The sequence below is a fragment of the Bradyrhizobium lablabi genome (assembly GCF_018131005.1).
GTDB classification, from domain to species: domain Bacteria; phylum Pseudomonadota; class Alphaproteobacteria; order Rhizobiales; family Xanthobacteraceae; genus Bradyrhizobium; species Bradyrhizobium lablabi_D.
The window spans coordinates 404,461-418,779 of record NZ_JAFCJK010000001.1 but is presented as its reverse complement, the minus strand read 5'-3'; the positions used below and the strand labels follow the sequence as shown (position 1 = coordinate 418,779).

Annotated in this window: 8 protein-coding genes; 7 read left to right on the top strand and 1 reads right to left on the bottom strand. The window is 61.7% G+C overall.

Annotation, left to right across the window (positions count from 1 at the left end; genetic code table 11):
- Nucleotides 1-5: 5 nt before the first annotated feature.
- The 5 genes from JQ553_RS01970 to JQ553_RS01950 all read left to right on the top strand — a co-directional run bounded on the left by JQ553_RS01970 (nucleotide 6) and on the right by JQ553_RS01950 (nucleotide 5,984).
- Nucleotides 6-1,157 (top strand): branched-chain amino acid ABC transporter permease, encoded by a 1,152-nt coding sequence (locus JQ553_RS01970; RefSeq protein ID WP_212498199.1) that lies wholly within the window; start codon nucleotides 6-8, stop codon nucleotides 1,155-1,157.
- Nucleotides 1,154-1,912, top strand: a complete 759-nt coding sequence (locus JQ553_RS01965) for an ABC transporter ATP-binding protein (RefSeq protein WP_212498198.1) — start codon at nucleotides 1,154-1,156, stop codon at nucleotides 1,910-1,912. Before JQ553_RS01970 ends, JQ553_RS01965 begins: the two co-directional genes overlap by 4 nt.
- A gap of 9 nt (nucleotides 1,913-1,921) precedes the next feature.
- Nucleotides 1,922-2,701, top strand: coding sequence for an ABC transporter ATP-binding protein (locus JQ553_RS01960; protein ID WP_212498197.1), 780 nt, complete (start codon nucleotides 1,922-1,924; stop codon nucleotides 2,699-2,701).
- A 143-nt stretch (nucleotides 2,702-2,844) separates the two neighbouring features.
- Nucleotides 2,845-4,677 carry a long-chain fatty acid--CoA ligase gene (locus JQ553_RS01955; RefSeq protein ID WP_212498196.1) on the top strand — a complete coding sequence of 611 codons (1,833 nt, stop codon included), beginning with the start codon at nucleotides 2,845-2,847 and terminating at the stop codon, nucleotides 4,675-4,677.
- Between the two features lie 107 nt (nucleotides 4,678-4,784).
- Nucleotides 4,785-5,984 carry an ABC transporter substrate-binding protein gene (locus JQ553_RS01950; RefSeq protein WP_212498195.1) on the top strand — a complete coding sequence of 400 codons (1,200 nt, stop codon included), beginning with the start codon at nucleotides 4,785-4,787 and terminating at the stop codon, nucleotides 5,982-5,984.
- Between the two features lie 140 nt (nucleotides 5,985-6,124).
- Here JQ553_RS01950 and JQ553_RS01945 read toward each other — a convergent pair whose 3' ends face one another.
- Entirely contained in the window at nucleotides 6,125-6,871 is a 747-nt protein-coding gene (locus JQ553_RS01945) for a transglutaminase-like cysteine peptidase (protein ID WP_212498194.1), read from the bottom strand.
- Between the two features lie 621 nt (nucleotides 6,872-7,492).
- On the opposite strand from JQ553_RS01945, the gene JQ553_RS01940 reads away from it, so the two are divergent.
- Both JQ553_RS01940 and JQ553_RS01935 read left to right on the top strand, forming a co-directional pair.
- Nucleotides 7,493-12,001, top strand: a complete 4,509-nt coding sequence (locus tag JQ553_RS01940; RefSeq protein WP_249143887.1) for a VCBS domain-containing protein — start codon at nucleotides 7,493-7,495, stop codon at nucleotides 11,999-12,001.
- 64 nt (nucleotides 12,002-12,065) lie between these two features.
- A complete protein-coding gene (locus JQ553_RS01935; RefSeq protein WP_212498192.1) occupies nucleotides 12,066-14,297 on the top strand; it encodes a CHASE2 domain-containing protein in 2,232 nt (743 codons plus the stop codon).
- Nucleotides 14,298-14,319: the final 22 nt, after the last annotated feature.

Genomic DNA, 14,319 nt, shown 5'->3' with positions numbered 1-14,319 from the left:
GGCGCATGCGGTTTCTCTTCAAGACCGACTATGACGACGACATCAGGCTGTTGCCGCATTCGGGCTATGTCTACTCATACGGCCTGTTGCTGGCGGTGTTGCTGATCGCGCCTCATGTGCTCTCGAGCTATTTGATGAGCCAGCTCGTCTTCGTGTGCATCTATGCGACCGTTGGCGTCGGGCTGCTGATCCTGACCGGCTTTACCGGTCAGGCGTCGCTCGGCCACGCGGCGTTTCTCGCCATCGGCGCCTACACGGCGGCCTATCTTCAGCAATTCGACGTACCCTTTCCCGTCTACTTCCTCGCCGCGGGGCTCCTGACCGGGGTGGTCGGCGCACTGGTCGGATTCCCGGCGCTGCGGCTGCAAGGCATCTATCTCGTCATCGCGACGATCTCCTTTGCCTTCATCGTCGAGGAGATACTGGCCCGCTGGGAAAGCGTGACCCATGGCAATGAGGGTATGCGGGTCAAAACCATGCAGTTGCTCGGCACCAGCGTGTCGCGGGACAGCCCGACCTTCTACTATCTCTGTCTTGCGGTGCTGGTGCTGACCATCATCGGCACGCTCAATCTCCTGCGCTCCCCGACCGGGCGCGCCTTCGTCGCGATTCGTGACAGTGAGACGGCGGCCCGCAGCATGGGCATCAATGTCTCGCTGTATAAGGTCAAGTCGTTTGCGATCTCGGCCGCGATCACCGGCTTTGCCGGCGTGCTGTTCGCGCACAAGCTCTCCTTCATTTCGCCGGAGATGTTCACGCTGCAGCTCTCGATCGAGTTCATCATCGTGATCCTGATCGGCGGTACATTCAGCCTGCACGGCGCGGTGCTGGGGGCGATCTTCCTTGTCATGATCGACCCGTTCCTGACCTATCTGAAGGACGACATGCCTGGTGTGATCGCCGGCGTTGCCGCCGCGTTCGGCGCCGGCAAGGAACGCGCCGGGCATATCCAGGATGCGGTCGCGGCGTTCGCCTCGGCCAACGGGCTGAAGGGCGCGATCTACGGCATCATTATCGTGGTGTTCGTGCTGTTCGAACCGCTCGGCCTCTATGGGCGCTGGCTGAAGATCAAGCTCTTCTTCCAGCTCTTTCCGCTTTACAAGCGCGCCACCTTCAAGCGGCAGAAGATCTACGTCAAATCGGAGCGGAACCGATGAGCTATTTCCGCGCGGAGAATCTGTCCCTGCATTTCGGCGGCCTGAGGGCAGTCGATTCCGTCAGCTTCGCCGTGGAGAAGGGCGAGATCCTCTCGATCATCGGGCCCAACGGTGCGGGGAAAAGCTCAATCTTCAACCTGATCTCGCGGATCTATTCGCCGACATCCGGAAAGATCTTCTTCGAGGATCAGGACATCACGGCGGAGCCGGCGTTTGGTATCGCCAAGCTTGGCATCGCGCGCACCTTCCAAAACATCGAACTGTTCGAGAATGCGACCGTGCTGAGCAATCTGCTGGTCGGCCGCCACGTGCACTCCACCACCCAGCTCTGGCAGGAATTGCTGTTCCTGCCGAGCGTGCGAGCAAACGAGAAGGCGCATCGTCGCCGGGTCGAGCAGGTCATCGAGTTTCTCGATCTCGAGCCTTATCGCGACAAGCTGATCTCAGGTCTGCCCTACGGTGTGCGCAAGGTGATCGAGCTCGCGCGCGCGCTGTGCTCGGAGCCCAAACTGATCCTGCTGGACGAGCCGTCGTCCGGACTGAATGTCGAGGAGACCGACGACATGTCGTTCTGGATCCGCGACATGAAGAACGAGCTCGGCATCACCGTATTGATGGTCGAGCACGATATGACGCTGGTGAACCGCGTCTCCGACCGCGTGATCGCGCTGAACTACGGCAGGGTCCTGGCGATGGGCTCGCCGTCGGAGGTGCAGCACCATCCCGACGTCGTCGCAGCCTATCTCGGCGCATAGGATGATCGCATGAGCGCGCCCGACATCATCCTGAAACTCAGCAACATCGAGAGTTATTACGGGCCGATCATGGCCATCCGCGGCATCAGCCTCGAGGTGCCACGCGGCCGGATCGTCACGCTGTTGGGCGCCAACGGCGCCGGCAAGACGACGGTCTTGAAGACCATCTCCGGCATTCTCGATCCGCAAAAGGGAACGATCGAATTCCTGGGCAAGCCGATCCAGCGCATGGAGGCCGACAAGATCGTGCGGCTGGGCCTAAGCCACGTGCCGGAAGGGCGCGAAGTGTTTCCATTCCTGTCGGTGCGCGAGAACCTGATGATGGGTGCCTATCCGCGCAACGACCGCGACGGTGTGGTGCAGGACCTCGAACGCGTCTACGGCTACTTTCCGAGGTTGAAGGAGCGTATCGACCAGCCCGCCGGGCAGCTTTCCGGCGGCGAACAGCAGATGCTCGCAATCGGGCGGGCGCTGATGAACCGTCCGACGCTGCTGCTGCTCGACGAGCCGTCGCTCGGGCTGTCGCCGATCCTGGTGAAGGAGATCTTCACGATCATTCGCCGCGTCAACGAGGAGCAGGGCATGTCGATCCTGTTAGTCGAGCAGAACGCCAAGATCGCGCTGGAGACGGCGCATTACGGCTATGTGCTTGAGATCGGCCGTGTCGTCATGAACGACACCTGCGAACGGCTGGTGAATTCACCTGACATCCAGGAGTTCTATCTCGGCGCCAAGGAAGCCGGCGCGCGAGGTGAGCGGCGCTGGAAAAAGAAGAAGACGTGGCGTTAAGAAAGACTTGGCGTTGAAGAAGTTTGGCGTTGAAGAAGGTTTGGCGTTGAGAGCAAGTTGGAGCTAAATTGAGGCCCTGCCTCGCGAACAAGACCGGCCGCAAAGTCCGGCACGCAAGGCGGGCGACAGAGGAGGAAGCAGGCATGGCCAGACCGGCGGTGCTGACGGTCGCCGACACGATCGCGAAGAGTTTTCTTCTGGCCGTGGAGACGCGCGGCGACGGGCCCGCGATCCGCGAAAAGAAGTTCGGCATCTGGCAGCCGACGAGCTGGCGGCAGTGGCTGCAGATTTCCCGGGACGTCGCCTACGGCCTGCATGCGCTGGGCTTTCGTTCCGGCGACGTCGCCTCGATCATCGCGAACGCCGTCCCCGAATGGGTCTATGCCGATATGGGCATCCTGTGCGCGGGCGGCGTGTCGTCGGGAATCTACCCGACCGATTCGTCCGCGCAGGTCGAATATCTCGTCAATGATTCGCGCACCCGTATCGTGTTCGCCGAGGATGAGGAGCAACTCGACAAGCTCCTGACCTGCCGCGCGCGATGTCCGACTCTCGAGAAGATTGTCGTGTTCGACATGGAAGGTCTGAGCGGCTTCTCGGACCCGATGGTGCTGTCGCTCGCCGAATTCATGGCGCTCGGCCGCAACCATGCGCAGGGCAGGGAGGCCCTGTGGGACGAAATGATCGGCAGCCGCGCGCCGTCCGATCTCGCAATTCTCGTCTACACCTCAGGCACGACAGGTCCGCCCAAGGGCGCGATGCATTCCAACCGCAGCGTGACGCACCAGATGCGCCACGCCGCCAGTCTGTTTCCGTCTGCCGATGAGCGGCTGGTGTTCCTGCCGCTCTGCCATGTCGCCGAGCGGGTCGGCGGCTATTACAACTCGCTCGCGCTCGGCTCGGTGATGAATTTCGCCGAGAGCCCGGAGACGGTGCCGGACAATCTGCGCGAAGTGCAGCCAACCGCGTTCCTCGCGGTACCGCGGGTCTGGGAGAAATTCTATTCGGGCATCGCCATCGCGCTGAAGGATGCGACCCCCTTCCAGAACTGGATGTACCGCCGGGCGCTGGCGATCGGTCATCGGATGACCGATTGTCGGCTTGCGGGTGAAACGCCGCCCCTGTCGCTGCGGCTCGCGAATCGCGCCGCCTATTGGCTGGTCTTCCGCAACATCCGCCGCATGCTCGGGCTCGATCGCTGCCGGATCGCCTTTACTGGCGCGGCGCCGATCTCGCCCGACCTGATCCGCTGGTATCTCGCGCTCGGCATCGAATTGCGCGAGGTCTACGGCCAGACCGAGAATTGCGGCGTCGGCACCATGATGCCCATTGATCGCATCAAGCTGGGGTCGGTCGGAAAGGCCGTTCCCTGGGGCGAGGTGATGATCTGCCCGAAGGGCGAGATCCTGATCAAGGGCGACTTCCTGTTCATGGGCTACCTCAACCAGCCGGAGAAGACCGCCGAGACGATCGACGCCAAAGGCTGGCTGCACACCGGCGACGTCGGCTCGATCGACAATGAAGGCTATGTGAAGATCACCGACCGGATGAAGGACATCATCATCACCTCCGGCGGCAAGAACGTCACGCCCTCGGAGATCGAAAACCAGCTCAAGTTCTCGCCTTACGTTTCGGATGCCGTCGTCATCGGTGACAAGCGGCCCTATCTCACCTGTCTGATCATGATCGACCAGGAGAATGTCGAGAAATATGCGCAGGATCACGACATTCCCTTCACCAATTATGCGAGCCTGTGCCGCGCGCGAGAAATCCAGGACCTGATTCACCGTGAGATCGAGGCGGTCAACGCCAACTTCGCGCGCGTCGAGAGCATCAAGAGATTCTATCTGATCGAACGCCAGCTCACACCGGAGGACGAGGAGCTGACGCCGACCATGAAGCTGAAGCGCAGCTTCGTGAACAAGCGTTACGCGACCGAGATCGACGCCATGTACGGCGAGCGGGCGGTTGCATGATCCTGAGAGCGGATCATACTGAAAAGAGCTGCGCTGACACGGAAAAGGCGAAGGCTGGAAGGCCCGACCCTTCGCTCAACACGGGCCACTGAAGGAGGAGACTTGCAATGTCGAAATCGCTGAAGGCACTGGGCCTCGCGGTGAGCGTCCTGGCGCTGACCTGTCTGCCGGCCGCAGCCCAGACCAAAGTCACCAATGAAGGCATCTCGGCGACCGAGATCGTCATCGGCACGCATCAGGACCTGTCCGGCCCGATCAAGGTCTGGGGCGTTCCGGTGTCGAACGGCATGAAGATGGCGGTCGAGGAAATCAATGCCGCCGGCGGCATCAACGGCCGCAAGATGAAGATGATTCTGGAAGACAACGGCTACGATCCGAAAAAGGCCGTGCTGGCCTCGCAGAAGATGGTCGAGCGCGACAAGGTCTTTGCGATGATTGGTCCGATGGGCTCGCCGACCGTGCTGGCCGCGCAGGATGTGCTGTTCGACGCCGGCGTGCTGCAACTGTTTCCGCTGACGGCGGCCGAATTCACTTTCAAGTTCGATCCGAACAAGCCGCAGGAACGTTTGAAATTCAACAACCTGCTGCCCTATGTCGAGAGCACGCGTGCTGCGCTCAAATACATGATGGAATGGAAGAACTTCAAGAAGCCCTGCATCATGCACCAGGACGATGAGTACGGTAAGAACGTGCTCGACGGCTTCAACCAGCAGCTTCAGGTCATGAAGGTGCAGCCGGCCTCGATCACCAGCTACAAGCGCGGCGCTTCCGATTTCAGCGCGCAGGTCGCCAAGATGAAGTCCGACGGCTGCGACCTCGTCGTGCTCGGCACCGTGATCCGCGAGACCATCGGCGCGATGAGCGAGGCCAGGAAGCTCGGCTGGGACGTCACGTTCCTCGGCGCGTCTCCGACCAACGTGCTGGAAGTGCCGGCGCTCGGCAAGGAGGCGGTGGAAGGCCTTTACTCCGCCGCCCTCTTCGAGATTCCCTACGAGGACACCGCCAAGGGCAAGGTGAAGGACTGGCTTGCCAATTACAAGAAGATGTTCGGCACCGACGCCAACACCCAGGCGATCATCGGCTACAACGCCGTGATGACCTTCGCCTTCTACGCGCAGAAGGCAGGCAAGGACCTCACGGGACAGAAGATGCTGGATGCGCTGGAGTCCGGCGACAAGTTCCTCGACATCTTCGATTCGCCGCCGACCAAGTTTTCCAAGACAGATCACCTCGCCAGCACCATCACCCAGGTGCACCAGATCAAGGGCGGCCGCTGGGTCATGGTGAAGGATAATCTGATGTTCTGAGCTTTGCCGGCGTCTAACGCGCGATGAGATCAGGATGAATCATCATCGCGCGTTAGCTTGTTGTTGCGCGCATGATCTCCGCGCAAACGCTGCGCGTTTGTCGCGAGGGAAAACCGCTACACACTTTTCCGGATCATGCTTTAGAACGTCTTCCGCAACGCGACGTCGGCGACGAGCGGCGCGTCGGCGTAGCTGCTGACCCCATGCCGGTCGAGCACGAACATCGGCCGGACGTTCCTGGCGTCGGAATCCTGGACCATCGCCATGCGGCGGTTGTCCAGCAGCAGCCAATGGCCGTCCAGCCTGGCGGCGGCGACGGCGTGATCCGCGCCGCTGAGCTGGTCGTGCATGACTACGATCCGCAGATCCTCGGCTGCAACGCCGGCCTGATGCAGCGCGACGAATTTCGCGATCGCGTAGTCCTCGCAGTCGCCCGCGCCCCTCGCGAGCGTCGCAAGCGGCGAGGTCCAGACATCGATCTGGCCGTGCAGCGCAAGATCGCTCGCCGGCCTGATCGCAAGGTTGATCGCGCGGTTGATCTCGCCAAGCCGGGCGCGGCCATCGCGGGCCCGCGCGTGATCGACGATCGCTAGAAATCGCAGCGCCTCCGGCGAGACGCAGCCCTCGCGGTCGCCTTCGCAGATTGCGAGCTGCACCAGTTCGTCATCGAGGCGGCGCAGCACGCCAAGCCATTTGTCGCGCAGGCCGCCGGCGGAAAGCAGGGCAGTCGGCAGCCCGAAGGGCTCGGCCGAAGACTTCCGGATCAGCTCCGCGGGCCCTGGCGTGAGGATCGATGCCGCCTTCAGCTCGCTCGCCGGCAAAAGCGAGGCCATGCCGCAGGCAAGCAAAGCGGCGCGAAGCAGGCGCGAGTGACGCAAATTCCCCATTTGATACCCCTTGTCCGGGCATCGGCGGAATGATGTAGCCCCCACGTGACCGGATCGTTGCGGACCGCGAGCATGGTGGGCGGTACTTTGAATCTGCTTAAAACTGGCCAGATCGGCCGGGGAACTGTAGGGGACGGTGAAGGCGGTGTCTTTGCCGTTCTGAAAACTTTATCGATCTCGTGAACGGGGCCCCTGCCAACCTTTTGTGGGTGACGCAGCCTTACCCTTAATTTGTCGTTAACTTACGGGGCCGACTCATGATTGTGTGATTTGTCAGCCAGTTCACGGCTTTAGCTGTGAATCCGAGCTCAATTTGCGTCAGGAAGGCTGACGGAAATGGAACCAAGTAAAATCGTGGCCGTTTACACCACGAATACATATGTGAATACGCTTTTTCATTTGAGTTCGTTGTTGGAATACCTGCCGACCTGACCAATTACTCCCGAGTTACAAGAAGCTCAGGTCGTTGACGAGGTAACAAGGGGCGGCCTGCACAAGCATAGGATGGTTTCGTCGGGTTCCATCCGATGATAAGCAAGCTTAGGCATTTGTATATTCTATAAATATTAACGTTAAGTGGGCACATCCGCGGTGGGCATTGGGGGCAAATTTGACGGCGTTTTGCCGCGTCTGGACGCTCATGCTCATGGGCAGGTCCATGCCGATAGCGTATCCGCCCACGTCCCTCCTGGCGCCATCGTCGTCCAGGATGTGCAGCTTCTGTTCACCGGCGACTACAGGCGCTCCGGCGTCGATCTGATCCTGTCGAAAGACGACCGTGAGCTAGTCGTGCACGACTATTTCAGGGGCGAAAAGCGCGCGCCGCTGGCGTCACCCGACGGCGCGCATCTGACCGGCGATATCGTCAACGCACTCACCGGATACACTCAGTTCGCCCAGGCTGGCGGCGCCGCGGACGCGCCCAAAGTCATCGGTCATGTCAGCAAGCTGACCGGCAACGCCACCGCGATTCGCAACGGTGTGGCGGTCGTCCTGAACCAGGGCGACAACGTCTTCAAGGGCGACGTGGTCCAGTCCGGGTCGGCGTCGACCCTTGGCATCACCTTTATCGACGGCACCGTGTTCGGTCTCGGCGCGAACGCGAAAATGGTGCTGAACGAAATGGTCTATGACCCGAACGGGTCGAACAATTCATCGCTGCTGAGCCTCGTCCAGGGCACGATCTCGTTTGTCGCCGGCGCGACCGCCAAGCACGGCGACATGAAGGTGGATACGCCGGTCGCGACCATGGGGATTCGTGGCACCGCGGTGCTGGTCGAGATCGATTTCGAGGTGCCCGGCGCAGGCGGCGCACCCCCCGCAAAATTCCAGGTGCTGGTCGAGCCGGACGGCACCTCCGGCTCCTACATCCTGTTCGACAAGACGACGCTCAACCCGATCGCGACCGTCAATCAGCCCGGCACGCAGACGATCGTCAACAGCCAGGGCAACGTCAGCTTCCTGTCGTCGGCGCCGCTTTCGGACGATGCGCAGAAGATCATCAACGACGTCTTCTCGCTCAGATTCACCGACAACACCAATCCCAACACCAAGCTCACGTCGATTGGCTCCGACACCGTCATCCCGATTTCGACCAGCTTCAAGCTCGCGAGCGGCGACATCGTCACGCCGACGGTCTTCCTGCTGAACCTCTTTGACAAGCCGGCGCCGGAGACCATCAGCAACACTATCCAGACGCCCGTCCACATCCCGGGATCGCCCGAGGTCGTGGCTGATGACGCTTCGTTCACCGAGCAGCCGAACGTCACGCAGAGCGCCTTCGAGACCACGATCTCCGGCAAGATCAGGTGGGCCGACATCAATCCCGGCGACCTTCCGACCGGAAGCGCGAGCTTTACGTCTTTCGCATACAAGGATGCGCACAACAACGATATCACCGCGTCGCTGACGCCAGAGCAACTGGCCGCGATCAAGGCGGTTTCGATTGCGTTGCTCGTCGAACAGGATCCCGGCAACAAGAACGTCGGATCGGCGAGTTGGACCTACAGCGTTGGAGGCGGCGCTTTCGACTTCCTGGCTGCCGGTGAAACCTTGACGGTGACCTACACGGCGCGCGTCGACAACAATTTCGGCCTGAACAACGAGACAGCTTTCAGGCCCTTCACGATCACGATTACGGGCACCAATGACGCGCCGGCGATTTCGGCGGCCGGCGGCGCTATCACCGGGCGGATCGGCAGCGGCAGTACCGCAATTGATACCGTGACCGGCACCATCGCGTTCGCCGACGTCGACCTGAGCGACCGTCCGGTAGCCAGCGCGGCGTTCTCCTCCTTCATCTATCTCGACGCGCGGGGGCAGGACGTCACGGCCGCGCTGGCGCCGGAGCAATTGGCGGCGATCAAGGCGGTGGAGGTGCCGCTGAGCGTCGTGCAGGCCGCCGGCAACACCCATGACGGTTCGGCCACCTGGACCTACAGCATCCAGGACAAGGCGTTCGACTTCATCGCCAAGGGCGAGACGCTGATCCTGACCTATGTGGCAACCGTCGATGACGGTCATGGCGGCGTGACCTCGACGACGATCAGCGTGTCGATCAGCGGTGCCGACGGCACCAACGACGTTCCCGTGATCACCTCCGGCGTGCAGGCCGCCGCGATCACCGAAGTCGCTGCCATGAAGGATTCCGTGGTCCCTGACACGGCGAGCGGCGCGGTCAGCTTCATTGATCCTGATCTGAGCGATACCCACGCGGTAACCATCACAGGCGTGGCCATGTCCGGCGTCGCCACCGGGCTAGCCGACCAGGCGACGGTGCTGAGCTGGCTGTCGCTGGGCACGCTGGTGGATTCGACCAATGGCGTGACGGGATCGCAGCCATGGACGTTCTCGGCAGCGGACAAGAACTTCGACTATCTTGCCTTCGGGGAAACGCTCACCCTCACCTATACGATCGAGGTCGACGACCATCACGGCGGCGTAGCAAGTCAGCCCGTCAAGATCACCGTCACCGGTACCAACGATGCGCCGGTTGCGGTAGCTGACAGTGACATCGGCCATATCGTCGAAGCCGGCAACGGCGCCAACGGCAATATCCTGCCCGGCGTGCCGAGCACGACCGGCGATGTGCTCGCCAACGACACCGACGTTGACATGTCCGATACCCATGAAGTGATCGGCGTCGCCGCGGGGACCGCGAGCGGAGCGCTCCTGGGCGATGTCGGTACGACCGTGATCGGTACCTACGGCTCGCTGGTCCTGAACGCCGACGGCACATGGACCTATATGCTCGATAACAGCAAACCGGCCACCGACGCGCTGGCGAAGGGCGAGCACGTTTCCGACGTCTTCAGCTATACCGAATCGGATCACCACGGTGGTATCTCGACGACGACGCTGACGATCGATGTCACCGGCACCAATGATGCCCCGACGCTTGCGAACGCCGATGCCGGCACGCTGACCGATACCGCGGCCGACGACAGCTTCGGCGCGCTGGTCGGCAAGCTCAACGGACATGACGTCGACAACGGTGAAACCGCGACGCTGACTTATGCCGCGCTCGACGCGTCGCACCATTCCGTGAACACGGCGATCAAGGGCCTCTACGGCTCGCTGACCGTGAATGCGGACGGCACTTACACCTATGTTCCTGATGAGGCCGCGATCAACGGGCTGCCGAAGGGCGATTACGCAGATTCTTTCGCCGTGCAGGCCACCGATGTGCAGGGCGCCGCTGGCGTCGCAACGTTGACTGTGCACGTGACCGGCGCGAACGACACGCCAGCGATCGTTGGCAAGACTGATCCATCGGCGCTGGCGATCATGGTGCCGCAGCCGACCACCATCGTCCTGGACCATGGCGTCGACACGAACTCCCTCGGGCTGCCGACGGAGACCTTTGACGGCCAGCCGGCCGGTACGGCCTCGAACAACGGCGCCGGCGCGGGCGATTTCTACAGCGCGGCCCTTGATGCCACCTTTTCGGGGACGGGGCACGCCGGCGTGGTCCGTGGTGCTGCACCGGGCGCCACGGCACCGCCATTCATCGGCGATCCGGGTGCGCCTGACGCCACGAATTATCTCAGCATCGGCGGCGGGGGTTCGGAGACGATCAGCTTCGCGAGCGAAAAGCAGACGTTTGGCCTCTATTGGGGCTCCGTCGACTCCTATAACAGCGTCGCCTTCTACCATGGCGCGACGCTCGTCGCCTCCTATACCGGCGCAGACGTCGCGCCGCTGTTCTCGGATGGAGGCCAGAGTTCGTTCTCCTCGAACGGGTATGTCGAGTTCACCGGTCTTCCTTCGTTTGACAAGGTCGTTCTGTCGAGCAGCTCGAACGCGTTCGAGATTGATAACATCTCCGCCGGTTCGACGCCTCCGCTGGATTTGTCGGTATCCGGCACGCTCACGGTCGAAGATCGCGATGTCGGCGACCACCTGACAGTGTCCGTGATTGGAGACGGCGCCGTCGAATACAATGGCTCGACCAAATTGCCCGATGGCGCCGACGTCGCGGCGTTGATCGATGCAGGCGATCTGGCGTTCGATAGTGCAGTGTCCGATGGCGGATCGCAGCTGCTGCACTGGACCTACCATGCAACCAATCCGGACCTGGATTTCCTTCACGCGGGCGACGTGCTGAAGATTCACTTCACCGCGCAAGTCAATGATGGCCATGGCAACGTCGGAGCCCAGGACTTGACGGTCACGCTGGTGGGTACCGACCAGTCAGGCAGCGGCTCGGCGTTTAGCGCTGTCAGTACGACAGGCGGTCTTGATTTGTTCGCCAACGCCCCGACGGTGACAGGCACCGCGGGTAACGACACCCTGGTCGGCAGCTCAAATGACGATCTGTTCTTCGGCAATGCTGGCAACGATACCTTCGTGTTCAACGAAAGCGCCGGCGGGATCGGTCATGATACGATCGATGATTTCATGCCCGGCGCCGACAGGATGAAGCTGGACTATGCGGCATTCGATCCGAACAACCCGCAAGACTTCAGCCATTGGCTGTCAGGTCATGCCGTCACCTCGGGCAACGATGTCCTGATCGACCTCAACCCGGATGGTCTGCATCCGAACCACGATACGATCCTTCTCAAGAGCGTTGTACTGGCGAGCCTCCGCGCCAACGATTTTATACTGCCTTCCGGCGGCGCGGCCTGACCAATTCGACCTTTGGCCGGACTCCCGGCGTGATCAATTCCGCAGGCCATGATATCCAGAGGGGATGAAACGACTGAAGGTCCTCCGACGGTGGTTCACGCGGCGCTTCGGCTATGCGCGGCTGGTCTGCCTTGCGCTCTTGCTCGGCATTGCCGCGGTGCGCCACTGGGATCCGCCTCCGGTCCAGGAGTTGCGGCTCAGGACCTTCGACCTGTTCCAGGTGCTCGATCCGCGCAAGAAGACCATCCGTCCGGTCACCATCGTCGACATCGACGAGAGGAGCCTGGCAGATCCGAAGCTCGGTCAATGGCCGTGGCCACGGACGCGGATCGCCGACATCATCAACAACCTGACCCGGCTCGGCGCCGTCGTGATCGCGTTCGACGTCGTGTTTGCAGAGCCCGACCGCCTCAATCCGGATATCGCGGCCGATACGTTCGGCAATCTCGACGAGGAGCTGCGCGCAAGGCTCCGCGCGCTGCCCAGCAACGACAAGATTTTCGCCGATGCGATCCGGAATTCGCGAGTGGTGCTCGGAGAATTTGGCGGCCAGCACGTCCACACCGAAGTCGACCTCAAACTTCCGGTGACCGGCCTTGCGATGCGCGGCGATCCGGAGCCCTTCATGTTCCAGCTCCCGGGCCTGTTGCGTAACGTGCCGGTGCTGGAGGAGGCCGCCGCCGGGCGCGGCCTGTTCACAATTCTCCCCGAGCGCGACGGCATCGTCCGGCGGGTGCCGATGATGATGAAGGCCCAGGGCGTTATCATGCCGTCGCTGAGCTTCGAGATGTTGAGGGTGGCGAGCGGATCGGGAACGATTTTGATCAACGCCGACGAACTGGGTGTCCGCAGCATCAGGGTGGAGGGCTTCACCCTCGCGACCGACAAGAACGCCCAGCTCTGGCTGCACTATGCGAGACACGATCAATCGATCTACGTCTCGGCCATCGACGTGCTGGAAGGGCGGGTCGAGCCGGACAAGATCGCCGGGAAGCTGGTGATGATCGGGACCTCGGCGGCCGGAATGAACGACCTCAAGACCACCCCGGTCGCGGCGGCGATGCCCGGCGTGGAAATTCACGCGCAGGTGTTGGAGAGCGCGCTCACGGGCGCCATCATTTCGCAGCCGAACTTCGCCAACGGGATCGAGTTCATCAGCGCGTTGGTCATGGGACTTCTGGTGATCGCGTTCGCGCCCAAGTTCGGGCCCGTGACGCTCGTGCTTGTTGGCGGGCTGTTTGCGGCCATTCTGGTCGGCAGCTCCTGGTATTTCTACACTCAGCACCGCCAGCTCGTTGATTTCACCTATCCCTTGATATCGACGACGGCGATCTACCTCACGCTGATCTTCGCGAGCTTCGTGCGCGAGCAGCAGCAGCGGAAGCAGATCCGCGGCCAGTTCGCGCAGTACATGTCGCCGGAGTTGGTCGAGCAACTCGCGCAGTCGCCGGAGAAGCTCGTGCTTGGCGGCGAGGAGCGCGAGATGACGATCATGTTTTCCGACGTGCGCGGCTTTACCACCATCTCGGAGACCTACAAGCACGATCCGCAAGGTCTGATCACGCTGATGAACCGCTTCCTGACGCCGCTTACTAACGTGATACGAGCGCATAAGGGCACCATCGACAAATACATGGGCGACGCCATCATGGCGTTCTGGAACGCGCCGCTCGACGACAAGGAGCACCAGATCAACGCCTGCGCAGCAGCGGTCGACATGCTCGAGCAGATCGACGAGGTTAACAAGGAGCGTGAGCAGGAAGCCGTCGATGGCGGCCACGTCTATATCCCGCTCAATGTCGGCATCGGCATCAACACCGGCATAGGCGTGGTCGGCAACATGGGTTCCGACCAAAAATTCAACTATTCTGTGCTGGGCGACAGCGTCAATCTGGCTTCGCGGCTGGAAGGGCAAACGAAGGAATACGGTTTCCCGATCATCGTCGGCTCCAAGACGGCGTTGGCCGCCAAGGACAAGTTCGCAATTCTCGAGCTCGACTTCATCATGGTGAAGGGCAAGACGGAGCCCGAAGTGATCTACGCGATCGCCGGTCGCGAGGATGTCGCAAATTCAGGCCGCTTCCAGCGGCTTCGTAACCTGACAATCGAGATGCTCGCCTGCTATCGCAGTCGCGACTGGGAAGGCGCACTGGCCGCGATCGAGCGCGGCCGCAGGTCTGACGAGGCGCGCTCGCTGCAATATCTCTACGCACTCTACGAGGCACGGATCCGCAACTTCCAGAAAGAGCCGCCGCCCGACGACTGGAATGGCGCGTTCCAGTTGTTGACGAAATAGGTGCTACGTGCATTCGTTGTCC